Source organism: Isoptericola sp. NPDC019693, from assembly GCF_044389085.1.
Classification (GTDB): domain Bacteria; phylum Actinomycetota; class Actinomycetes; order Actinomycetales; family Cellulomonadaceae; genus Isoptericola.
Genome location: NZ_JBIRXP010000001.1, coordinates 136,032 through 157,803, shown reverse-complemented (window position 1 = coordinate 157,803; position 21,772 = coordinate 136,032). Strand labels below are relative to the sequence as shown.

The 21,772-nt window shown below is 74.0% G+C and carries 22 protein-coding genes; 13 read left to right on the top strand and 9 right to left on the bottom strand.

What is annotated here, in order from left to right:
• Positions 1 to 145 precede the first annotated feature (145 nt).
• The 6 genes from ACH436_RS00755 to ACH436_RS00730 all read left to right on the top strand — a co-directional run bounded on the left by ACH436_RS00755 (position 146) and on the right by ACH436_RS00730 (position 5,420).
• Positions 146 to 532, top strand: coding sequence for a GNAT family N-acetyltransferase (locus tag ACH436_RS00755; RefSeq protein WP_430558272.1), 387 nt, complete (start codon positions 146 to 148; stop codon positions 530 to 532).
• Between the two features lie 33 nt (positions 533 to 565).
• Complete coding sequence (locus tag ACH436_RS00750) at positions 566 to 1,189, top strand: TetR/AcrR family transcriptional regulator (RefSeq protein WP_430558271.1); 624 nt, start codon at positions 566 to 568, stop codon at positions 1,187 to 1,189.
• Between the two features lie 127 nt (positions 1,190 to 1,316).
• Positions 1,317 to 2,726 (top strand): MFS transporter, encoded by a 1,410-nt coding sequence (locus ACH436_RS00745; protein WP_430558270.1) that lies wholly within the window; start codon positions 1,317 to 1,319, stop codon positions 2,724 to 2,726.
• 255 nt (positions 2,727 to 2,981) lie between these two features.
• A complete protein-coding gene (locus ACH436_RS00740; RefSeq protein WP_430558269.1) occupies positions 2,982 to 3,644 on the top strand; it encodes an SDR family NAD(P)-dependent oxidoreductase in 663 nt (220 codons plus the stop codon).
• A 208-nt stretch (positions 3,645 to 3,852) separates the two neighbouring features.
• On the top strand, positions 3,853 to 4,452 hold the full coding sequence (locus tag ACH436_RS00735; RefSeq protein WP_430558268.1) for a DUF6318 family protein: 600 nt from the start codon (positions 3,853 to 3,855) through the stop codon (positions 4,450 to 4,452).
• A 167-nt stretch (positions 4,453 to 4,619) separates the two neighbouring features.
• On the top strand, positions 4,620 to 5,420 hold the full coding sequence (locus tag ACH436_RS00730; protein ID WP_430558267.1) for a hypothetical protein: 801 nt from the start codon (positions 4,620 to 4,622) through the stop codon (positions 5,418 to 5,420).
• Positions 5,421 to 5,459: 39 nt separating this feature from the next.
• Here the strand turns inward: ACH436_RS00730 and ACH436_RS00725 are convergent, their stop codons facing one another.
• From ACH436_RS00725 to ACH436_RS00715, 3 genes are all read right to left on the bottom strand, one after another.
• Positions 5,460 to 6,212 carry a carbohydrate ABC transporter permease gene (locus ACH436_RS00725; RefSeq protein ID WP_430559126.1) on the bottom strand — a complete coding sequence of 251 codons (753 nt, stop codon included), beginning with the start codon at positions 6,210 to 6,212 and terminating at the stop codon, positions 5,460 to 5,462.
• Between the two features lie 75 nt (positions 6,213 to 6,287).
• Positions 6,288 to 7,244: a carbohydrate ABC transporter permease gene (locus tag ACH436_RS00720; RefSeq protein WP_430558266.1), complete on the bottom strand. Its 957-nt coding sequence runs from the start codon at positions 7,242 to 7,244 to the stop codon at positions 6,288 to 6,290.
• A 43-nt stretch (positions 7,245 to 7,287) separates the two neighbouring features.
• Entirely contained in the window at positions 7,288 to 8,493 is a 1,206-nt protein-coding gene (locus ACH436_RS00715) for an extracellular solute-binding protein (RefSeq protein WP_430558265.1), read from the bottom strand.
• 170 nt (positions 8,494 to 8,663) lie between these two features.
• Here ACH436_RS00715 and ACH436_RS00710 point away from each other — a divergent pair, with 170 nt between their 5' ends.
• From ACH436_RS00710 to ACH436_RS00695, 4 genes are read left to right on the top strand one after another with little or no spacing between them, the layout of a single operon-like run.
• Positions 8,664 to 9,674 carry a LacI family DNA-binding transcriptional regulator gene (locus ACH436_RS00710; RefSeq protein WP_430559125.1) on the top strand — a complete coding sequence of 337 codons (1,011 nt, stop codon included), beginning with the start codon at positions 8,664 to 8,666 and terminating at the stop codon, positions 9,672 to 9,674.
• A gap of 43 nt (positions 9,675 to 9,717) precedes the next feature.
• Positions 9,718 to 12,033 carry an alpha-xylosidase gene (gene yicI / locus ACH436_RS00705; protein WP_430558264.1) on the top strand — a complete coding sequence of 772 codons (2,316 nt, stop codon included), beginning with the start codon at positions 9,718 to 9,720 and terminating at the stop codon, positions 12,031 to 12,033.
• Positions 12,030 to 12,962, top strand: coding sequence for a D-isomer specific 2-hydroxyacid dehydrogenase family protein (locus ACH436_RS00700; protein ID WP_430558263.1), 933 nt, complete (start codon positions 12,030 to 12,032; stop codon positions 12,960 to 12,962). The genes yicI and ACH436_RS00700 overlap by 4 nt, the downstream gene beginning before the upstream one ends.
• A gap of 1 nt (position 12,963) precedes the next feature.
• Positions 12,964 to 13,524: a gluconokinase gene (locus ACH436_RS00695; protein WP_430558262.1), complete on the top strand. Its 561-nt coding sequence runs from the start codon at positions 12,964 to 12,966 to the stop codon at positions 13,522 to 13,524.
• A 49-nt stretch (positions 13,525 to 13,573) separates the two neighbouring features.
• Here the strand turns inward: ACH436_RS00695 and ACH436_RS00690 are convergent, their stop codons facing one another.
• A complete protein-coding gene (locus ACH436_RS00690) occupies positions 13,574 to 14,719 on the bottom strand; it encodes an FAD-dependent oxidoreductase (protein ID WP_430558261.1) in 1,146 nt (381 codons plus the stop codon).
• 175 nt (positions 14,720 to 14,894) lie between these two features.
• Between ACH436_RS00690 and ACH436_RS00685 the strand changes: the two genes are divergently transcribed.
• The gene (locus ACH436_RS00685) at positions 14,895 to 15,935 is read left to right on the top strand and encodes an NAD(P)-dependent alcohol dehydrogenase (protein ID WP_430558260.1); all 1,041 of its coding nucleotides are present in this window, start codon (positions 14,895 to 14,897) and stop codon (positions 15,933 to 15,935) included.
• 60 nt (positions 15,936 to 15,995) lie between these two features.
• Here ACH436_RS00685 and ACH436_RS00680 read toward each other — a convergent pair whose 3' ends face one another.
• From ACH436_RS00680 to ACH436_RS00665, 4 genes are read right to left on the bottom strand one after another with little or no spacing between them, the layout of a single operon-like run.
• Positions 15,996 to 16,781: an SCO1664 family protein gene (locus ACH436_RS00680; protein WP_430558259.1), complete on the bottom strand. Its 786-nt coding sequence runs from the start codon at positions 16,779 to 16,781 to the stop codon at positions 15,996 to 15,998.
• Between the two features lie 22 nt (positions 16,782 to 16,803).
• Positions 16,804 to 17,379, bottom strand: a complete 576-nt coding sequence (locus ACH436_RS00675) for a DUF3090 domain-containing protein (protein ID WP_430558258.1) — start codon at positions 17,377 to 17,379, stop codon at positions 16,804 to 16,806.
• Positions 17,380 to 17,388: 9 nt separating this feature from the next.
• Positions 17,389 to 18,093, bottom strand: coding sequence for an MSMEG_4193 family putative phosphomutase (locus ACH436_RS00670; protein ID WP_430558257.1), 705 nt, complete (start codon positions 18,091 to 18,093; stop codon positions 17,389 to 17,391).
• A gap of 36 nt (positions 18,094 to 18,129) precedes the next feature.
• Complete coding sequence (locus tag ACH436_RS00665; RefSeq protein ID WP_430558256.1) at positions 18,130 to 19,065, bottom strand: universal stress protein; 936 nt, start codon at positions 19,063 to 19,065, stop codon at positions 18,130 to 18,132.
• 218 nt (positions 19,066 to 19,283) lie between these two features.
• Between ACH436_RS00665 and ACH436_RS00660 the strand changes: the two genes are divergently transcribed.
• Both ACH436_RS00660 and ACH436_RS00655 read left to right on the top strand, forming a co-directional pair.
• Positions 19,284 to 19,790, top strand: coding sequence for a VOC family protein (locus ACH436_RS00660; RefSeq protein WP_430558255.1), 507 nt, complete (start codon positions 19,284 to 19,286; stop codon positions 19,788 to 19,790).
• Between the two features lie 64 nt (positions 19,791 to 19,854).
• Positions 19,855 to 20,592, top strand: coding sequence for an alpha/beta fold hydrolase (locus tag ACH436_RS00655; RefSeq protein ID WP_430558254.1), 738 nt, complete (start codon positions 19,855 to 19,857; stop codon positions 20,590 to 20,592).
• 112 nt (positions 20,593 to 20,704) lie between these two features.
• Here the strand turns inward: ACH436_RS00655 and ACH436_RS00650 are convergent, their stop codons facing one another.
• Complete coding sequence (locus ACH436_RS00650; protein ID WP_430558253.1) at positions 20,705 to 21,745, bottom strand: alpha/beta fold hydrolase; 1,041 nt, start codon at positions 21,743 to 21,745, stop codon at positions 20,705 to 20,707.
• Positions 21,746 to 21,772: the final 27 nt, after the last annotated feature.

Sequence of the window (21,772 nt, the reverse complement as noted above, 5' to 3'; positions counted from 1 at the left end):
ATAGCGGAAGGGTGTCCACGATGACGCAGGACCCACGGCCGACCGCAGAGCCCGCCACGCCACCCTCCGGCCCGCGACGCCGGACGACACGGACGCCGTCGCCCGCATCTGGCGCGAGGGCTGGACGGACGCACACCTCGGCCACGTGCCCGACGCGCTCGTGGCGGCACGCACCCCGGCGTCGTTCACGGAACGCGCGCACGAGCGCGTCGCGGACACGACCGTCGTGGTCCGCGACGGCGCCGTCGTCGGCTTCGTCATGATCGCCGGGGACGAGGTGGACCAGCTGTACCTCGACCGCGCGTCCCGCGGCGGCGGCGTCGGCGGCGCCCTGCTGCGCCACGCGGAGCGGAGCATCCGGGCCGCGGGCCACCCGCGCGTCTGGCTCGCCGTCGCGACGGGGAACACGCCCGGCCGCCGTTTCTACGCGCGGCAGGGCTGGGTCGACGAGGGCCGGTTCGCGCACCGGGCTCCCGTGCCGGGCGGGGCCGTCGAGGTCGACTGCCACCGCTTCACCAGCCCGGACCGTTAACCTGGACACCCCTGTACAGGCTTGGAGGAGCGCGTGGTCACGACACCGGCACAGGCGACGGCGAAGAGTTCCGGCCCCTCGGCGGACGGCGGCCGGGACCGCGCCAAGCGCGCCGACGCCGTCCGCAACGTCGAGGCGATCCTGGCCGCGGCCACCCGGGTGCTGGCGACCGACCCCGACGCGAGCATCAACGACATCGCCAAGGCCGCGGGCGTCGGCCGCGTCACCCTCTACGGGCACTTCGACTCCCGCGCGACGCTGGTGCGCGAGGTCGTGGACCGCGCGATCGCCCAGACCGACGAGGCCATGGGTCAGATGGACCTGGGCGGCAACCCCCGGGACGCCCTCGGCCGCATGCTGGAGGCGACCTGGCACCTGACCCACCGGTTCGGGGCGCTCGTGGTGGCCGGGTCCCAGGTGCTGCCGCCCGACGAGATGCGACGGGCCCACGAAGGCCCGATGACACGCGCGCGCGGCGTGCTCGAGCGAGGGCGAGACATCGGCGAGTTCCGCGACGACATGCCGATCGACTGGCAGCTCAGCGTGATCCAGGCGATCCTCCACGGCGCCTCCGCCGCAGTGCACCGCGGCGAGATCACGGCCGACGAGGCCCCCGCCCTCGTCCGCAGCACCACGCTGGGCGCCCTGAGCGCCTGACGACCACCTGGCGCCGGCGCCGGAAAGTCACCCGCGCAACCCTCTTGTCGAACATGCCTGTTCGAGTTAATTTACTCGAACAGGCATGTTCGACTTATCCGTGCTCGACTCATCGAGGGACCGTGCCATGACGTCACCAGAGAAGCCCGCCCCGGAGACGACTGCCGAGGACCAGCCCGCCGAGGAACAGCCCGCCGCTCCCGACCCGCGGCGCTGGCGCGTCCTCGCGCTGCTCGGCGTCGCGCAGCTGATGCTCATCGTCGACGTCACCGTCGTCGCGATCGCGCTGCCCGAGCTGGGCGCCGACCTCGGGCTCGACCGCTCCGGCCTGACGTGGGTGGCCAGCGTGTACGCCCTGGTCTTCGGCGGGCTGATGCTGCTCGGCGGCAAGGCCGCCGACGTGCTCGGCCCGCGCCGCGTCGTCCTGGCCGGCCTCGCGCTGTTCACCGTCGCCTCGCTGCTCGCCGGCTTCGCACGCTCCCCCGAGCTGCTGCTCGTGGCCCGCGGCCTGCAGGGCGTCGGCGCGGCGGCCATGTCACCAGCCGCGCTCTCCGTCATCGTCCGCACGTTCGGCGGGCCGGAGCTGTCGCGCGCCCTCGGCGTCTGGTCGGCGCTCGGCGGCGCGGGCGCCGCGATCGGCGTCCTGCTGGGCGGCGTCCTGACCTCGGGGCCGGGCTGGCCGTGGGTGTTCTGGGTCAACGTCCCCGTCGGCGTGATCCTGCTCCTGGCCCTGTTCCGGTGGGTCCGGCCGTGGCCTGGCTCGGGCGGCCGGCTCGACGTGCTCGGGGCCGCCCTCGCCACCGCGGCGACCGCCGCCGTCGTGTACGGGCTCGTCACGGCCGGCGACGACGGCTGGCTCAGCGTCCCCACCCTGGTCGCCCTGGCCGTCGGCCTCGTCGGGTACGCGCTGCTCGCGAACCACCTGCGGGCGTCCGCCGCGCCGCTCGTGGACCCGGCCCTGCTCTCCCGGCGGCCGGTGCTGCGCGGGCTCGGCCTGATCCTGGTCGCGACGGCGCTGATGATCTCGGTGTTCTTCCTCGGCTCGTTCACGCTGCAGCAGCTGCACGGCTTCAGCCCGCTGGAGACCGGCCTGACCTTCCTGCCGGTCGCCGTGGGCACGATCCTCGGCTCGACGGTGGCCGGCCGTGTGCTCCCGCGCCTCGGGGTGCGCGCGGTCTCCGCCGTCGGGCTGCTCGTCGCCGCCGTCGGCCTGGCCGCGGCGGCGGGGATCTTCTCGATGACGGTGCTCGTGGTCGGCATCACCGTCGCCGGGTTCGGCGTCGGCGCCGTGTTCGTCGCCGCCGCGGCGAGCCTGTTCTCGGCCGCCGCGCCGCACGAGGCGGGCGTGGCCTCCGGCGCTCTGAGCACGTTCCACGAGTTCGGTGCCGCGACCGGCGTCTCGGCCGTGTCCAGCGTCGTCGCCGCCGCCCTGGTCGACCCGGGCTTCGACACGTTCGCCGCCGGCTACTGGTTCGCCGCCGCCGTCGCCCTCGTCGCCGCGCTGGCGTCGCTCGCGCCGGCCCGCGCCGCCCGCTGACGGCGTCGGCGCCGCGAGGCATCCGCCCTCCTCGCTCTCGTCGGAGAGACGTGATCGCGCAGGAGGCGAGGCCCGGCCGGCTGCAGGACGGCGGCGCCCTCACCGGCGCCGCGCCGGCCGGGCCGCTCGAGCCGCGCGACCTCGCCGCCGGCCCTGGCCTTCCCCGTTTTCAGGACGACTCGCCCGCCCAAGGGGCGTTGACTGGGACACGTGCCGGTGCCGCACGGGCGCCGGTCGTCACCTGGGAGGAACGACATGACGACGCTCGCCATCATCGGTGCCGGCCCCGGGCTGGGCCTGGCCGTCGCGCGGCGCTTCGGCCGCGAGGGGTTCTCCGTCGCCCTCGTCGCGCGAGACGCCGCGAAGCTGGATCGCCTCGCGGCGACGCTGCACGACGACGGAGTGACCGCAGCCGGGTACGTCGCCGACGTCCGTGACCGCGCGGCGCTCACGGACGTCCTCGGCCGGGCGGCCACCGAGCTCGGGCCCGTCGAGGTGCTGCAGTACAGCCCGGTGCCCGCGCGCGAGTTCATGAAGCCGGTGCTGGACACCACCGCCGACGACCTGGTCGGGCCGCTCGAGATGTCGGTGCTCGGCCCCGCCACGGCGATCCAGCAGGTGCTGCCCGGGATGCGCGAGCTGGGCCGCGGCACCGTCCTGCTCCCCAACGGCGGGAGCGCCGTCCGGCCGCGCGACGCCGTCACCGGCACGTCGGTGGCCTTCGCCGCCGAGAGCGCCTACGCCCTCCTGCTCCACGAGGCGCTGGCGCCGGAGGGCATCCACGTCGCGCAGCTCATCATCCCGCTCGGCATCGGCGGCGGGGAGCCCGACCACGAGCCCGACGCGCTCGCCCAGCGCCTCTGGGAGCTGCACGTCGGGCGCGGCGAGTTCCGGACGTTCGTCCGGCCGCTGGACTGATCTGGCCCGTCGGGCGTCGTCGTCCCGGGCGGCACCGTCGGCGACCTCCGGCCCGAGCAGTGCCAGAGCGGCCGCGAAGCCCGCACTCAGGGACGTCCCGCCGGCCCTGGCGACCTGCATCGACGACGTTGTCCACAGACACCCGGGCAACAGTTGCGTCGTGTGCTCTACAGTGACGCCCACGTCACCGCCGACAGGGAGCCTCGTCATGACCCGCAACCGGGCCATCCTCGCCGCCGCCTCCATCGCCGCTGCCGCCGTGTTCCTCGCCGCCTGCAGCGAGGACCCGCCCGCCACGGGGTCCCCGGAGCCCACCGCGACCGGCTCCGGCGCCGAGGCATCACCGTCACCGTCACCCAGCTCCACGGCGGTGGTCGTCGCGCCCGAGCGCCCCAAGGAGATGGACGACGACGGCCCCGCCGGCGCCGAAGCCGCGGCCGTGTACTTCCTCGAGCTCGACGACTACATCATGAAGACCGGTGATACGGCGGAGTGGGAAGCGATGTCGCAGAAGAGTTGCGAGTACTGCGCCAACCGCCTCGACCAAGCGAAACTCATCGCTGAGCGCGGTGACACGTTCGAAGGAGGCGAGGCTCAGATTCAGATCTTGCACACTTACGAGCAAGACGAAGCAACGGGGATCTGGCCGATCGATGTCGAGATCAAAGAGTCTCGGTCGACTATCACCGATGCCAATGACGAAGTGGTTTTTGAACAGAATCCTCAGACCACCACAGCACGCGTAGAGATCGCTCGGAGCAAGGATCAGTGGGTTATCGTCGGCGTTCCCGACATTCCGGAGTCGTGATGCGCATAACCTCGACGATGCTCATCCTGGTCTCGATCCTCGCCACCACCGTTCCGGATGCCGACTACGCAAGTCGCGCCAATGACAACGACAACGAGTACACGGTGGAGGGCCACGGCCAAGGATGGACAGAAACCTCTGACGGTCGCGCGCCAGCCGATGACGCCGTGCAGGACCGCTACGCCCGCACCGACGCGGTGACGTGCGGGACGCTGGGCGAGGACCTGGACGCGCTCAGCGGCATCGTGACTGCACCGGGCGCGTGCCCCGACGGCACGGACATCGCCGAGATCACGATGCCGTGCGAGGACGGCGAGTACGCGCTCGACGCGCTCTGGGTGCAGCGCGCCCGTGAGGACGGCTCGTACGACGAGGCCGAACAGCTCACGGAGGACGAGTGCGTCTCCCCCGCCGAGATCGCTGCCGCGGCCCGCCGCGAGTTCAGGACCATGAAGATCCAGGCGCCGGAAGCCACGGTGCAGGGCAACCCGCCGATGGTGGTCAACGTCCACTACCCGGCCTACACGTCAGCCGCGCCGCAGGACCGCACGGTCACCCTCCTGGGGGTGCCGGTCGTGATCCGCGCCGAGCCGACGGAGTTCACGTGGAACTTCGACGACCCGCACTCCTCCGGCAGCAGCACGCTCACCACCACCGACCCGGGCCGCCCCTGGCACCAGGGCGACCCGACGCCGGACGGCTCGTGGGTGGGCCACACCTACAGCCGGCTGGGCACCCCCGGCGAGGACGCGGGCACCGGCGTCGACGACAAGGGCAACGTGTTCCGCACCGGGGTCGCGGTCACGCTGGACACCACCTGGCAGGGCCGCTTCCGCGTCCAGGGCACCAGTGACTGGACCGACATCCCCGGCACCGTCTCGACCACCAGCACCACCGAGCCCACCACGGTCACCGAGGCGCGCACCCGTCTGGTCTGCGACGACCTCGCCGGCAACACCGTCTGCTGACGGGGCGCGCCCGGGCGGCGCCCTGGCGGCCCGGCGGGCTCACTTCACCGCGCCGCCGAGCGCCCCGGCGGCGATGTACCGCTGGGCGAGGACGAGCAGCACGATGGCCGGGATCGACGAGATGACGGCGCTCGCCATCACCGGTCCCCAGCTCTGCACGTTGCCCTGCAGGTAGTCGTAGATGCCGAGCGTGATGGGCTTGATGTCGGCGCCCGTGGTGAGGGTGAGGCCGAACATGAAGTCGCTCCACGCGAAGAGGAAGCTGAACAGCCCCGCGGTGATGAGCGAGTTCTTGCTCACCGGCACGATGATCGACCAGAACGCACGGAAGTGACCGGCGCCGTCGACGCGCGCCGCCTCGGTGAGCGCCGGCGGGATGGACCGCATGAAGGCGCTCATGATGAGGATGGCGAACGGGATCCCGTGGGTGGCGTTGGCGAGGATCAGCCCCACGTACGAGTTGAGCAGGCCCAGGTCGTTGAACAGCGTGTAGAGCGAGTTCGCGATGACGATGCCGGGGATCATCTGCGCCAGGAGCAGCACGAACAGGAAGATCCCCATGCCCCGCAGGCGGAACCGGGACAGCGCGTAGGCGGCAGGCGTGGCGATCACCAGCGACACCAGCACCGCGCCGAGGGCCACGATCATGCTGGTGACGAGGTTGCCCGTCTGGTCCTCCCACGCCCGCTGGTAGCCCTCGAACGTGATGTCGGTCGGGAAGAACGAGCTGTTCGCGGCAGTGCCGCCGCCCTGGAGGGACACGTTGACCATCCAGTAGACGGGGAACAGCATGAGCGCGAGGAGCACGATCCCGACGATCGTGTACCGCAGCTTTCGGGGGTCGGTCGTCCGCAACACGTCAGAACCTCACTCATCCACGGCGCGCTTGTTGACGCGCAGGTACACGACGGCGAAGAGCAGCGACACCACGATGAGGATGTTGCTGACGGCCGCGCCGGTGCCGAAGGAGAACTCCTGGAACGACCGCCGGTAGGAGTCGGTGGCCAGGGTCTGGGTCGCGTTGGCGGGTCCGCCGCCGGTGAGACCCAGGATGATGTCGAGCACCTTGAGGGTGTAGATCACGCCGAGCACGAGGACGACGCTGACCACGGGGCGCAGGTTGGGCCACGTGATGTGCCAGAACGCCTTGGCGCCCGTGGCGCCGTCGAGGGCGCCCGCCTCGTAGAGCTCGTCGGGGATGTTCTGCAGCCCCGAGTACAGCAGCGTCATGTTGAACGGGATGCCCACCCAGACGTTCACCAGCACGACGGCGACCAGCGCGATGTCGGGGCTGGTGAGCCAGTGGATCGGTGCGTCGATGATGCCGATCGCCCGCAGCGTCTCGTTGAGGACGCCGCCGTCCTGGTCGAGGATCCACTTCCACACGGCGGTGCCCGCGATCATCGGCAGCAGCCACGGCAGCAGGAGCAGCGAGCGCAGCACGTTCCCCAGCGGGAAGCGGCGCTTGAAGAACAGGGCGAACAGCAGCCCGATGACGAACTGGCCGACGATCGAGCCGACGGTGAACAGGGCGGTGTTCAGCACCGTGGTGCGGAACAGGCTGCTCGTGACGACCTCGGCGTAGTTGTCGAGCCCGACCCACGGCGCCTCGCCCGAGACGAAGGTCCGCACCGTGTAGTCCTGCGACCCCATGACGAGGTTCTTCACGATCGGGTACCCGAAGAACACGAGCACGTACGCGATCGCGGGGACGAGGAAGAGCCACTGGGCGGTGCGCTCCCGCACCCGGGCGCGGCTCCGCCGGCGTTCGGCACCGGGCCCGGGCGCGACGACGGGCGCCGGGCCGGCGAGGGTGGTGGTCATCGTCGATCCTTCCTCGGTGACGACGCGCGCGTCGGCGTGCGCATCAGTGCTCCGTCGCGCGCTCGAGCGCGGCCGCGGGGGTCTCGCTCCCGGTCAGCGCGAGCTGCTGGGCGGTGTAGATCTGGGTGGCGGCGCCGGGCCAGTCCGGCCCGAGCAGTGCGGTGCGCGACCGGGCCGTCTGCACGGTGTCGACGAAGGTCGCGACGACCGGGTTCTCGGCGGCCGCCTCGGCGGCGACCTCGGTGTCCGAGGGAACGGCGCCGCGGCCGGTGGCCATGGCGAGCTGGTGCTCGCCGCGCGTCACGCACGCGACGAAGTCGCCGGCCTTCGCCATCTTGTCGGGGTTGCCGGTGCGCGGGACGGTGAACGCCTCGCCGCCGAGCGGCGCCTCGAGCGTGCTGCCCGCCTCCGGCACGGGCAGCGGGACGGCGGCGTAGTCGAGCCCCTCGGCGGCCTCGAGCGCGGGCATGTTCCACGGGCCGTTGACCATCATGGCGGCCTTGCCCGCGATGAACTGGTCGTTGACGTCGTTCTGCGACCAGTTGACGACGCTGGACGACGCGAAACCGTCCTGCACGAGCCCGTTCACGAACGACAGCGCCTCGACCGCCTCGGGCGACGTGAGGTCGTCCTCGTTCGCACCGTTGCTCCACAGGTACGGCAGGAACTGCCAGGTGCCCTCGAACGTGTTGGCCGCGCTGAACGCGAGGCCGTACCGGCCGTCGGTGGTCAGCGCCTCGGCGGCGGCGCGCAGCTCGTCCCAGGTGGTGGGCGGCTCGATCCCCGCCTCGGCCAGCGCGTCGACGTCGTAGAAGAGCCCGACCGTGTTGACCACGGGGGCGATGCCGTACAGGTCACCGTCGTAGGTGCCCGCGTCGACGACGCCCTGCGGGAAGCCCTCGCCCGTGATGCCGTAGTCGGTCAGCGGGCTGAGCGCACCGGACGACGCGATCTGCTGGACGTCGGGGTTGTCGAGCATGAGGACGTCGGGGAGCGTGTCCGACGACGCCTGCTGCAGGACGGTCGCGATCAGCCCGGAGCCGGCCACGTGGTTGGCCTGCACCTTCATGCCGACCTCGGCCGCGCACACGTCGTAGACCTCCTGGTACACCGGCGCGCTGGTGTCCGACAGGGTGTCGGTCACGACCAGCGTGCCCTCGTCCGCTCGGGCGCCGCCGCCGCAGGCGGACAGGCCCAGGACGACGGCGGCGGCCGACGCCGCACCGACAGCGGTGTGGGTTCGTCGCACAGTCGTAGCTCCTTCGCTCGTTCACGTGACGGCGAGGTTAGGCACGACCCGACAAGGCTGTCAAAGCGCTTTACCGATCCGTCCGGCTGTGTGATCATCGATCCGCAGCGCCCTCCCCGAGCGCTGTTGCCGAGCGTCGTCCCCCAGGTGAGGAGTGCCCCGTGGTGACCATGCAGGACGTGGCGGACCGGGCCGGCGTCTCCCTGACGACGGTCTCGTTCGTCGTCAACGGGACCAAGCGCGTGGCCCCCGCGACGCGCACCCGCGTCGAGGACGCGATGGCCGAGCTGGGGTACCGCCGCAACGTGCTCGCCCGGGCGCTGGCGAGCCGACGCAGCCACATCGTGGCGCTCGTGCTCCCGGCCCTGCAGCACCGGCTCGGCAGCACCGCCCTGAGCATCGTCACCGCGGCCGCGAGCGCCGCGACCGAGCGTGGCTTCAACGTCGTGCTGTGGCCGGTCGACGACGTCGCCCAGCTCGACGACTACCTGTCGGGCGGCCTCGTCGACGGTGTCCTGCTCATGGAGGTCACCGCCGACGACCCGCGGGTCGCGCTGCTCTCCGAGCGGGAGGTGCCCTTCGGGCTGATCGGCCGCACCGGGGACACCACCGGGCTGTCGTACGTCGACATGGACTTCGCGGGCATGGTCGCGACCGGGCTCGACCACCTCACGGGCCTGGGCCACCGCAGGGTCGCGCTGTTCCTCGGCGACCCCGGCGGCCCGGCCGGTGCCGCGTGGTCGGGGTACGGGCCGGTCGTCCGCACCGAGCAGGCCTACCTGGCCGAGGCCGCCCGCCGCGGCCTCGACCCGCTCGTCGTCCGCGGCGGCCAGGACCCGCGCTCGGGCCGGCGGACCGCCACCGCGCTGGCCGCCGACCACCCCGACGTCACGGCCGTCCTCGTCCTCAACGAGGCAGCGCTGTCCGGGTTCGTGAACGGGCTCTCCGCCGCGGGCCGCTCCGTGCCCGACGACGTCTCGGTCCTCGCGCTCGCGACGTCCGCCGCGGACCTCGCGACGGCGGACCCGGCGGTGAGCGCCGTCGTCGCGCCCGGCGTCGAGCTCGGCACCCGCAGCGTGCACGGTCTCGTCGACCGCCTGACCGACCCGTCCACCTCCCCCACCCACGACCTCCTGCCCGGCACGCTCGAGCTCGTCGGCTCCACCGCCGACGCCCGCTGACCCCGGCGCACCGCACCACCCGCACCACGGAAGGCCCTCCCCCATGAAGTTCACCGACGGTTTCTGGCACGCCCGCCCCGGCGTCGCGATCCACTACGCCCGCGAGGTGGACCGCGTCGCCGCCGACGGTACGAGCCTGCGCTCGGTCGCGCCGACCAAGGCCGTGAAGCACCGCGGCGACACGCTGAACAACCCCGTCATCACGACGACGGTCTCGTCGCCGATGGAGAACGTCGTGCGGGTGCAGCACGTCCACCACAAGGGCCGCCCGGAGCCCCGCCGCTTCGACCTGGACCTGCTCGACGGGATCGGCGAGGCGAAGGTCGTCGACGACGAGGGCACGCTCACCACCGGCGACCTCAGCGTGCGGCTGTCCGTGGGCAAGTCCTGGGAGCTGTCGTTCCACGCCGGCGGCCGACGGCTGACGGGGTCGAGCGGGAAGTCGGTCGCGTGGGCGGACGTCGCCCCCGACGCCTCGGTGGACCACGGCCCGATCGAGCTGCTCCGCGGCGGGCGCACCAGCTACGTGTTCGACCAGCTCGACCTCGGCGTGGGGGAGCTCGTGTACGGGCTGGGCGAGCGGTTCGGCCCGGTGGTGAAGAACGGCCAGACGGTCGACATCTGGAACTACGACGGCGGCACGTCCAGCGAGCAGGCGTACAAGAACGTGCCGTTCTACCTCACCACCGGCGGGTACGGCGTCTTCGTCAACGACCCCGGTCACGTGTCGTTCGAGGTGGGCTCCGAGGCCGTCGAGCGGGTGCAGTTCTCCGTGCTCGGCGAGGCGCTGGACTACTTCGTCGTCTACGGCCCCGACCCGAAGACGATCCTCGAGCGCTACACCGCGCTCACCGGCCGCCCCGCCGAGATCCCGGCCTGGAGCTACGGGCTGTGGCTGTCCACGAGCTTCACGACGGACTACGACGAGGCCACGGTCAACTCGTTCATCGACGGGATGGCGGAGCGGGACATCCCGCTGAGCCTGTTCCACTTCGACTGCTTCTGGATGCGCGAGTTCAACTGGTGCGACTTCGAGTGGGACGAGCGGACCTTCCCCGACCCCGAGGGCATGCTGGCCCGCCTGCACGACCGTGACCTGCGGGTGTGCGTGTGGATCAACCCGTACATCGCGCAGCAGTCGCCCCTCTTCGACGAGGGCATGGCGGCCGGCTACCTCGTGAAGCGCCGCGACGGGTCGGTCTGGCAGTGGGATCGCTGGCAGGGCGGCATGGGCCTGGTGGACTTCACGAACCCGGACGCCGCCTCCTGGTACAAGGACAAGCTGCGCGTGCTGGTGCGCCAGGGGGTCGACGCGTTCAAGACGGACTTCGGCGAGCGGATCCCCGTGGACGTCGAGTACTTCGACGGCTCCGACCCGGAGCGGATGCACAACTACTACACCCACCTCTACAACGAGGCGGTGCACGAGGTGCTCGCCGAGGAGCGCGGCGCGGGCGAGGCCGTGCTGTTCGCGCGGTCGGCCACGGCCGGCGGGCAGCAGTTCCCGGTGCACTGGGGCGGCGACTCCACCGCGTCGTACGTGTCCATGGCCGAGTCGCTGCGCGGCGGCCTGTCCCTCGCGTACAGCGGGTTCGGCTACTGGAGCCACGACATCGGCGGCTTCGAGATGACCCCGGACGCCGGCGTGTTCAAGCGCTGGACCGCGTTCGGCCTGTTCTCCAGCCACAGTCGCATGCACGGCAGCGGGTCCTACCGGGTGCCGTGGATGTTCGGCGAGGACGAGTCCGACCCGACCAGCGCCGTCGCCGTGACCCGCACCTTCGCGCGGTTCAAGAACCGGCTCGCGCCGTACCTCGTGACCACGGGCCACGAGGCGCACCGGTCGGGCACGCCGATGATGCGGCCCATGCTGCTGGAGTTCCCGCACGACCCGGCGGTGGTGCACCTGGACCGCCAGTACATGCTCGGGCCGGACCTGCTCGTGGCCCCGGTGTTCAACGCCGAGGGCGACGTCGACCTCTACCTCCCCGAGGGCGAGTGGGCCGGGCTCCTCACCGGCGAGCGCGTCGCCGGAGGCCGCTGGGTGCGGGAGAACCACGGCTTCGACTCGCTGCCCGTCTACGTGCGACCGGGCGGGGTGATCCCCCTGAGCGCTCACGAGGAGCGCCCCGACGCCGACCACCTCGACGGCCTGACGCTGCTCGTGCACCCGGGTGCCGACGGCTGGTCGCGGACCGTCGAGGTCGACGGCCCGGACGGCGCCGCCGTGGTGTTCACCGTCCGGCGCGACGGCGGCGACGTCGTCGTCGAGTCGGCGCTCGGTGCGGGCTGGGCCGTCGAGGTCGTGGGCGGCGCCCGCGCGCAGGCCGTGGACGGCACCGCCCGGGTCGCGGCGTGAGCGGCCCGACGCCGGCCCCCGGCGTGAGCGTCGTCCGCCCGGGCCCGGGGTGGCTGCCGGACGCCGTCGCGGCGGCCGGCGGACGCCTGGTCGAGCCGGGCCCGGCCACGCAGGCGCTGCTTTGGTTCGGCGGCGACCTCGCCGACCTGCGGACGGCGCTGGCGTCCGCACCCGGCACCCGCTGGGTGCAGCTCCCGTCGGCCGGCGTCGACGCCTACGCCGACGGCGGGTTCTTCGCGGCCGACGGCATCACGTGGACCTCCGCCAAGGGGGCGTTCTCGCGGCCCGTGGCGGAGCACGCGCTCGCGCTGACGCTGGCGACGCTGCGGCACCTGCCGCGCCGCGCCCGCGCCCGGACCTGGGGCGAGCCCGCGGGCACGTCGCTGTTCGGGGCCGACGTGCTCGTGCTCGGCGCCGGCGGCATCGCCCGCACGTTCCTCGACCTGATCGCGCCGTTCGGCACGCGCACCGTCGTAGTCCGCCGTCAGGCGGAGCCGGTGCCCGGTGCCGACCGGACCGTCACCACGGAACACCTCGGGACCGAGCTCGCCCGAGCGGACGTCGTCGTGGTGGCCGCTGCGCTCACCACGCAGACCCGCGCGCTGCTGGGCGCGGACGAGCTGGCCGCCATGAAGCCCGGCGCCGTGCTCGTCAACATCGCGCGGGGCGGGCTCGTCGACACCGACGCGCTCGTCACGGCGCTCGCCTCCGGCCGGCTCGGCGGCGCCGCGCTCGACGTCACCGACCCGGAGCCCCTGCCCGACGGCCACCCCCTGTGGGACCTGCCGACGGCGCTGGTCACCCCGCACACCGCCGACACCAGGGAGATGATCGAGCCGCTGCTGCGCGCGCGGGTCGAGGAGAACCTCCGCCGGTTCGTCGCGGGGCGGCCGTTCGAGGGCGTCGTCGATGCCGTCGCCGGGTACTGACATGACGGGCACCGCCCCGGGGGTGCGGGGCGTCGTCGTCATGGGCGTGGCGGGCAGCGGCAAGTCGACGGTGGGCACCCTCCTCGCCGCCCGCCTCGGGCTGCGGTTCGTCGACGCCGACGACCTGCACCCGCCTGCGAACGTCGCGAAGATGTCGGCCGGCACCCCGCTGACCGACGACGACCGGCGCCCCTGGCTCGCCCGCGTCGGGGACGTCCTGCGCACCGGCGCCGAGACCGGTGCGCCCGTCGTCGTGGCCTGCTCGGCCCTGCGGCGCGCCTATCGCGACGCCCTGCGCCGCGGCGCGGGCGGCGACGTGGCGTTCGCCCACCTCCACGGCGACCGCGACCTGCTCGCCCGGCGGATCGCCGCGCGGGCGGACCACTTCATGCCGCCCGCGCTCCTGGACTCCCAGCTCGCGACGCTCGAGGCCCTGGGCGCCGACGAGACCGGCGTGGTGGTCGACGTCGACCGCTCCCCCGACCGCGCCGTCGACGTCGTCGTCGGCCGGTTCCCGGGCCTCAGTCCCGCGCCGTCCGACGCCGTGTCGCCGCGCGGCTGACGACGAGGACAGGTCGCGCGGCCCGCGAGACCGTTCGCCCCACCCGCAGTCACGACCGCGTCCTGCCGGAGTCGGGCTCGTGCAGCCGGTCGCTCAGGAACCGCAGCCAGCGGACGAACATCGCGGTGCCCACGACGTCGGGGAGCATCCGCGCCCGGCGCGGCCGGTACCGGTTCGCGCTCTCGCGGACGGCCACGCGCGAGGCGAGCCGTGCGCGGCGGGCTCGGCGGCGCTCGTAGGCGCGCAGCGCGCCGGGGACGTCGTCGGCGTCGTCGAGCGTGCGGGCCAGCACCCAGGCGTCCTCGAGCGCCTGGTTCGCCCCCTGCCCCGCGGTGGGTGGCATGAGGTGGGCGGCGTCGCCGAGCAGCGTGACCCGGCCACGCCCCCACGAGCGGGTCACGGGGTGGCCGTGGTGCGGGTAGAGGCTGACGTCGTCGTCGCCGATGCGGTCGAGCAGGGCAGGGACGGGGTCGGCCCAGCGGCCGAAGCGGGACCGCAGGTCCGCGACGACGGATTCCGGCGCCGGCTCCTCGGGCGTCCAGCGCCGGTCGAACCACCACTGGACCGTGCCGCCGCCCGCGTCGAACATGCCGGCCAGGCCCTCGCGCCCGACCATGAAGAAGCCGGCACGGACCAGCTCGGCGCCGGGCGGCGCGGGCATCATCCCCTGCCAGGTGGCCCAACCGGTCGGCCGCGGTTCGCCGGCGTCGAGGATCCCGCGCCGCACGACCGACCGACCGCCGTCCGCCCCGACGACGACGTCGCCCCGTGCGGTGGTCCCGTCCGCGAGCCGCACGACGGCGGACCTCTCGCGCGGCGTCACGCCGACGCAGGCGCTCCGGAACGTGACCGTGCCGTCCGGGAGCCGGGCGGCGAGGCGACGGGCGAGGTCGAGCCGGCGCACGCACAGCTGCGGGGTGCCGAACCGGCGCGTGGCGGCGGCGAGATCGATGCGTCCCAGGAGCCGGCCGTCCCAGCTCCGGTTCTCGATCGTGTCGAGCGTGGTCCCGAGGCCGTCGAGCGGGATCCCGAGGTCGGCCAGGATCGCGGTGCCGCCGCTCCAGAGGTTGAACGCCGCACCGGTCTCGCGCGGCGCGTCGGCCCGCTCGTGCACCTCGACGTCGTGGCCGCGGTCCACGAGCAGCCCGGCCGCCGCCAGCCCGCCGACCCCTGCCCCGACCACCACGACCCGCACGCCGATCCTCCTGCCCGTCCCTCCCGATCGTCCGCCGGGTGCGGTCGGCACGCACCGCCCCGGGCCCGGCCGGAGGCGTTTCACCCGGTGGGGCGTGGGGAGCCCTGACAGGGCCTCCCCGCAGCGGGTGGCCGCCGCGTACGGTGGACGCCGCACCACGACGAAGGAGAACTCTTTGCGCACCGTCAAGGCCTACGCCGCCCCGTCCGCGACCGAGCCGCTGGTCCCCACGACCATCGAGCGTCGCGACGTCGGCCCGAAGGACGTCCTGATCGCCATCCGCTACGCGGGGATCTGCCACTCCGACATCCACACCGTGCGCGGCGACTGGGGCCCGATCACCTACCCGCAGGTCGTGGGCCACGAGATCGTCGGCGAGGTCGTCGAGGTCGGCCCCGCCGTCACGAAGCACGCCGTGGGCGACCGCGTCGGCGTCGGCTGCATGGTGAACTCGTGCCGCGAGTGCGAGAACTGCCGCGCCGGCATGGAGAACTACTGCCTGGCCGGCAACACCGGCACGTACGCCGCCGTCGACCGGGACGGCACCATCACGCAGGGCGGCTACTCGACGCACGTCGTCGTCGACGAGGACTTCGTGCTCCGCGTCCCCGAGTCCCTCGACTACGCGGCCGCCGCCCCGCTGCTGTGCGCGGGCATCACCACCTACTCCCCCCTCGCGCACTGGGGCGCCGGCCCCGGCAAGAAGGTCGCGGTCGTCGGCATGGGCGGCCTCGGCCACATGGCCGTGAAGATCGCCGCCGCGATGGGCGCCGAGGTCACCGTGCTCTCCCGCACCCTGGCGAAGAAGGACGACGGCCTCGCGTTCGGCGCCACCGACTACCACGCCACCGACGACGCCGCCACGTTCGAGGCGCTCGCCAACCGGTTCGACCTCATCGTCAACACCGTCAGCGCGCCGCTCGACCTGAACCTGTACCTGCGGCTGCTGCGCCTCGACGGCACCATGGTCAACGTCGGCGCCCCGCCGGAGCCGCTGCCCATCCAGGTGTTCTCGCTGTTCAACAACCGCCGGTCGTTCGCCGGCTCCAGCATCGGCTCCATCGCCGAGACGCAGGAGATGCTCGACTTCTGCGCCGAGCACGGCATCGTCCCCGAGACCGAGCTCATCGGCGCCGAGCAGATCAACGACGCCTACGAGCGCGTGCTGTCCAGCGACGTGCGCTACCGGTTCGTCATCGACACGGCCACCCTGTAGCACGGCCACCCCGCAGCGAGGAACGGGGGCGACGTCCGGGCGTCGCCCCCGTTCCTGCGCTCAGAAGAGCGGCCAGGGCACGGCCGGCATGTCGCCCTCGGGCGACGGGAAGACGGCGGTGCGCAGCAGCCGCTCGCACCGCTCGGCCAGCGCGGCGACCTCGGCGACGTCGAGGAGCGCGGCGAGGCGGTCACCGAGACCACCCTCGCCGTGCTGCTCGAGGCTCGCGCGGACCCGTCGGACGCCGTCGAGCTCGTCGGGCTCCAGGGGCTGGCCGACCCAGCCCCACAGCACGGTGCGCAGCTTCGGCTCGACGTGGAACGTGACCCCGTGGTCGACCCCGAGGCGACGGCCGTCGCTCAGCGGCAGCACGTGGCCGCCCTTACGGTCGGCGTTGTTCACCACGGCGTCGAACACCGCCATCCGCCGCAGCGCGGGCGAGTCCTCGTGGACCAGGCAGACCGGCTCGTCGTCGGCGCCGCTGCCCTCCAGCACCACGCGCCACCCGTCGCGCCGCGCGGCGCCGGACGGGACGACGTCGACGGGGTCCTGGTCGGGGTCCGGCTCCTGCCAGAGCTGGACCATGCCCGGGCCGAGCGGTCCGTCGCGCAGCCAGGTCCGCGGCACGACGCCCCAGCCGAGGGCCTCGGACACGAGGTAGGCCGCGACCTCACGGCCGGCCAGCGTTCCGTCCGGGAAGTCCCACAGCGGCTTCTCGCCGGCCACCGGCTTGTAGACGACGGTGGTGGAGCCGATCCGGCCGACGTAGGTCGCGTTCGAGGCCGTCCGGATGCGGCCGACGACCTCGAGGCCGCCCGCCTCCAGGTCGACCTCCTGGTCGGTCACAGGGCGCCCGTGCCCGGTGCCGTCACGCGCCGGAGCCCGGGGCGCACTCGTGGCCGTCCTCGTCCATCGGCATGCCGCAGTCCGAGCAGGTCGGCCGGCCCGACGCGACGACGCGGCGGGCGCGTTCGGCGAAGGCCCGGGCGGTCCCGACGGGGATCCGCACCACCAGCATCTCGCCGGGCTCGGCGTCGACGTCGTCCGGGTCGTCCACCGCGTCGGCGTCGGCGTCGGCGTCGGCGTCAAGGAGACCCCCGTCGACCGGGTAGGCCTCGATCACCAGCTGCGCGGTGCGCGGGTCCCAGCCCAGGCGCATGGACCCCGCCCGGAAGTCCTCCTCGACCGGCTGCTCCAGCGGGGCGTCGTCGACGAGCTCGGCGGGCGCCTGGGCGGGGATGGAGAGCTTGTCGTCCGCCGCCACCAGCTCGTCGAGCATCCGGTCGATCATCTCCGCGAGCACGGCCGACTGCTGCTTCTCCATGGCGATGCTCGCGGTCCGCCTCCCGGCGCGGGCCTGGAGGTAGAACGTGCGCTCCCCCGGACGCCCGACCGTCCCGATCACGACGCGGTCGGGCCAGTCGAACTCGTGCACCACAGTCATGCCACCACTCTAGGAGGCCCCCGCGCCGGCCCCGCCGCCGACGGGCGCGTCACCGGCCGGCCCGGCGTCGCGGAGCCAGGAGAGGTCGCCGGCATCGGTGTTGACGGCCACCACCTCGGGCCGGTGCGGCCCGTACCGGACGATCGAGACGGACGCCGGGCCCACCGCGATGCGCTGGAACAGGTCGAGGTGCATGCCCAGGGCGTCGGCCAGCACGGCCTTGATGATGTCGCCGTGCGCGACGGCCGCCCAGACCGCGCCCGGGCCGTGCCGCTTCCCGAGGACGGCGTCGTGGTGGCGCACCGCCGCCACGGACCGCGACTGCATCGCCGCGAGGGCCTCCCCGCCGGGGAACGTCACCGCCGACGGCTGCGCCTGGACCTGCGACCACAACGGGTCCTGCGCCAGCCGGCGCAGCTCGCGGCCCTGCCACTGCCCGTAGTCGCACTCGGTGATGCCACGCTCGACCACGGTCGGCGGTGCCGCGCTGTCAGCGCCCCGCTGGTGCTCGACGACGGCGCGCGCCGTCTGCCGGCACCGCTCCAGCGGGCTCGTCACCACCGCGGCGAGGGGCACGCCCGCCAGCCGTGCCGCGGTGCGGGCCGCCTGCTCGCGGCCGACCGCGTCGAGCCGCACGCCCGCCGCCCGGCCGGCGAGCACGCCCTGCGCGTTCGCGGTCGTGCGGCCGTGGCGGACGAGGAGGACGGTGGGCATGCCCCGGAGCCTAGACCGCGGCGCGCGCCGGCCCCGTCATCGCACGCTGACTCGCCGAGCGGGCCGGGCGGGCGGGACGAGGACGACCGTGCCGCGCGCCCGGGCGAGGACCCGGCGCGCGAGGGCGCTTCCGCGCACGTCGCGCGGGGACGGCGCGTCCACGACGGTGAGCACGGCACCGACCGACTCCTGCACCACCGCCCGGGCGAGCGCGGGGGCCTGCCGGGCCCGCACGTCGACGTCGGGGAAGACCTGGTCGTAGGGGTCCAGGACCTCGGCGAGGATCTCCGCGTCGACGGTCGCCGGGAGGTCCCTCCCCGGCACGTGCAGCACGGTGACGCCGACGCGGCGACGTGCCGCGGCGCGGAAGGCCACGTCCAGCACCGCGGTCGGGTCCGCCCCGGGGCGCAGCGCCACCACGACGCGGTGCGCGGAGGGCCCGGGCTGCGAGGAACCCGCGAGCGCGACGACCGCCACGGGGCGCCCGGTCCGCCGCGCCGTCCGCCGGGCCGCGGCGGGCGCCGCCCCGCCCAGGGCGCGCGGGCGGCGGCGCCGCCCCACGACCTGGAGAGTGTCGGCGGCGTCCCCGTGCGCGCCCGCCGCCCCGGCCGGCGTAAGGGCGGTCGCGATGTCGAGCCGCGGGTCGACCGCGTGCGCCTGCCGCACGACCTCCTCCAGGTCCGCCCGCGCGGCGTCCCAAGCCGCGGCGACGGGGCTGCGGTCGTCGTCCGACGTCCACGGGTACCACGTGCCCCAGGGGGTCGTGGGGGCGACGACCGGGGGCGGCGTCGCCACGCTCCGCACGACCCGCAGCACCGTGGCCCGCGCCGCGGCCTCGGCCGCCGCCCACTGGACCGGCAGGTGGCTGGACGGGCTGTCGTCGAGCGCGAGGAGCACGGGCCCGGCGGGCTCGTCGCGCGAGGGGAGCCGCGACCGCAGCCGGGCGATCGCGCGGGGATCCGGAGCAGACATGGTCGGCCCTTCTCGTGACGGAACGGATGGCTACGACGACCGTGCCGCGGCCGCCCGCGGCGTCGCGCCCGGGTGGGGTACCGGCGCCACGACGGGTCACCCGGGCCAGGGCACCGGGCCCGGGTGGCCCCGGTGGTGGACCCGGGCAGGGCACGGGTGCCGCGGGGCGGGCGCCCGCCGGACGGTGGGGAGGTACCGCCTACCGAACGGAGAGCACGATGAGCGACACGCAGACCGCCCCACGCACCGGCACCTCGCCGACGCCACCCCCGGGTCCCGGCGAGCTGAGGATCGAGTCGGTGATCGTCCCGGTGGCCGACGTCGGCCGGGCCAAGGACTTCTACGTCGGCCGGCTCGGCTGGCGGCTGGACGCCGACTTCGTCATGCCGGACGGCCTCGCCGTCGTCCAGGTGACCCCGCCCGGGTCGCCGACGTCGGTCACCTTCGGCACGCGCATCAGCGCCGCGGCCCCGGGCACGCTCGACAGCCTGCTGCTCGGGGTGCACGACGTCGAGGCCGCCCGCGCCGACCTGCGGGCGCGCGGCGTCGACGTCAGCGAGGTGTTCCACGACGCCGGCGGCGCGTTCCACCACTCCGGCGACCGCGAGCGCGTCCCCGGTCGGGACCCGCAGGACCGCAGCTACGCCTCGTTCGTCGCCTTCCAGGACCCCGACGGCAACGCCTGGTACCTGCAGGAGATCCGCGAGCGCCGCCCCGGCCGCTGAGCCGCGGCCCGCCCGCACCCACACCGATCCCCGGCACGATCCCCACCACGAAAGGACCACCCTCATGTCCGACCTCAGCACCGCCCGCCGCCCCGCACGACCCACCGTCGTCCTCGTCCACGGCGCCTTCGCCGACTCGTCCAGCTGGAACGGTGTCGTCGCGCGGCTGCGCTCCCGGCACGTGCCCGTGACCGCCGTGGCGAACCCGCTGCGCTCGTTGTCCGGCGACGGCCGGTACGTCGCCGACGTCCTCGCGTCGATCCCCGGCCCGGTGGTCCTCGTGGGCCACTCCTACGGCGGCAGCGTGATCACCCAGGCCGCCGCCGACGCCACGAACGTCGCCGCCCTGGTGTACGTCGCGGCGTTCGCCCCGGCCGACGGGGAGAGCGCGCTCGAGCTGTCGGGCAAGTTCCCCGGCAGCACCCTCGGCGACGCCCTGACGAGCTACCCGCTCACCGGGGGCGGCACCGAGCTCGCCATCCGCCAGGAGGCGTTCGCGCAGCAGTTCGCCGCCGACGTCGACCCAGGGACGGCGGCCCTCATGGCCGCGGGCCAGCGGCCCGCGACGTCGGAGGCGCTCGGCGAGGGCCTCTCGGTGGGCGTCCCCGCCTGGGAGCGGCTGCCGTCCACGTTCGTGCTCGCGGGGGCCGACCGGAACATCCCCGCGGAGGCGGTCCGATTCATGGCCGAGCGGGCCGGGGGCCGCCTGGTCGAGATCGCCGGGGCCTCCCACGCCGTCGCGGTCTCGCACCCCGTCGAGGTCGCCGACGCCGTCCTCCACGCGGCCGCCCAGGTCTCCTGACCGCTCGCCGGTACGGGCGGCCGGTGCGCGCACCGGCCGCCCGTTGCGCTGCGCGCAGACGTGCGCCCCGGGCCCGACGTGATCCGTCGGGCCCGGGGCGCACCGGCACCACCTACAGCCGGGTCGCGTCGACGACCGCGCGGGCGAACTCGCGCGGCGCCTCCTGCGGCACGTCGTGCCCGACGGCGAAGGTCCGGTGGTCGTACGGGCCGACGAACTTGGCGCGGTAGTTCGCCCCGTCCCCGTCCGGGGTGAACGGGTCGTCGGCGCCGTCGATCGTGATCGTCGGGACGCCGATCGTCGGGCCGGCCGCCAGCCGCTTCTCGAGGCGGTCGTACCGGGGGTCCCCCGTGGCCAGGCCGAGACGCCAGCGATAGTTGTGGACCACGATCGCCGCGTAGTCCGGGTTGGTGAACGCCGCCGCCGTCCGCTCGAACGTCGCCGTGTCGAACGACCAGGTGGGCGAGTTGAACGTCCACACGAGCCGCGCCAGCTCGTCGCGGTACTCCGGGTTCTGCAGGCCGCGCAGGCCGCGCTCGGTGGCGAAGTAGTACTGGTACCACCACGCCCACTCGAGGCTGGGCGGGATCGGGTTCTCGTTGGCCTCGCGGTTGGTGATGAGGTAGCCCGTCACCGACACCAGCGCCCGGACCCTGTCGGGCCACAGCGCGGCGATGATGTCGCCGGTGCGCGAGCCCCAGTCGTAGCCGGCGATCACCGCGCTGCGGATCCGCAGGGCGTCCATCAGCGCCACGATGTCCAGCGCGATGACGGACTGCTGGGCGTTGCGGAAGGTGCGGGAGGACAGGAAGGTCGTCGTCCCGTGCCCGCGGAAGTAGGGCACGATCACGCGGTACCCCTGCTCGGCGAGCAGCGGCGCCACCTTCACGTAGCTGTGGATGTCGTACGGCCAGCCGTGCAGCAGGATCACCGGGGTGCCCCGCGCGGGGCCGAGTTCCGCGTACCCGACGTCCAGCTCCCCGGCGCGGATCTGCTTGATCTCGGGGAAGGCCGGGCGGACCGGCAGCACGGGCGGCGGTGCCGACGGGCCGGGGGCGGGCGGGCCGGCGATCGCGGGCCCGGCCTGGGAGCCGACGGCTCCTGCCGCGGCGAGCACACCGGTGGTGCGGAGGAACGCTCTTCTGTCGATCATGACGTGGCCTCTCTGAGCGGGTGGTGA

Coding starts and splice junctions, on each gene's coding strand:
- ACH436_RS00740 (WP_430558269.1), top strand. CDS start 2,982: ATGACGACGCTCGCCATCATCGGTGCCGGCCCCGGGCTGGGCCTGGCC.
- ACH436_RS00655 (WP_430558254.1), top strand. CDS start 19,855: ATGTCCGACCTCAGCACCGCCCGCCGCCCCGCACGACCCACCGTCGTC.
- ACH436_RS00675 (WP_430558258.1), bottom strand. CDS start 17,379: ATGACTGTGGTGCACGAGTTCGACTGGCCCGACCGCGTCGTGATCGGG.
- ACH436_RS00735 (WP_430558268.1), top strand. CDS start 3,853: ATGACCCGCAACCGGGCCATCCTCGCCGCCGCCTCCATCGCCGCTGCC.
- ACH436_RS00670 (WP_430558257.1), bottom strand. CDS start 18,093: ATGCCCACCGTCCTCCTCGTCCGCCACGGCCGCACGACCGCGAACGCG.
- yicI (WP_430558264.1), top strand. CDS start 9,718: ATGAAGTTCACCGACGGTTTCTGGCACGCCCGCCCCGGCGTCGCGATC.
- ACH436_RS00660 (WP_430558255.1), top strand. CDS start 19,284: ATGAGCGACACGCAGACCGCCCCACGCACCGGCACCTCGCCGACGCCA.
- ACH436_RS00725 (WP_430559126.1), bottom strand. CDS start 6,212: ATGCTGTTCCCCGTCTACTGGATGGTCAACGTGTCCCTCCAGGGCGGC.
- ACH436_RS00650 (WP_430558253.1), bottom strand. CDS start 21,745: ATGATCGACAGAAGAGCGTTCCTCCGCACCACCGGTGTGCTCGCCGCG.
- ACH436_RS00720 (WP_430558266.1), bottom strand. CDS start 7,244: ATGACCACCACCCTCGCCGGCCCGGCGCCCGTCGTCGCGCCCGGGCCC.
- ACH436_RS00745 (WP_430558270.1), top strand. CDS start 1,317: ATGACGTCACCAGAGAAGCCCGCCCCGGAGACGACTGCCGAGGACCAG.
- ACH436_RS00710 (WP_430559125.1), top strand. CDS start 8,664: ATGCAGGACGTGGCGGACCGGGCCGGCGTCTCCCTGACGACGGTCTCG.
- ACH436_RS00695 (WP_430558262.1), top strand. CDS start 12,964: ATGACGGGCACCGCCCCGGGGGTGCGGGGCGTCGTCGTCATGGGCGTG.
- ACH436_RS00665 (WP_430558256.1), bottom strand. CDS start 19,065: ATGTCTGCTCCGGATCCCCGCGCGATCGCCCGGCTGCGGTCGCGGCTC.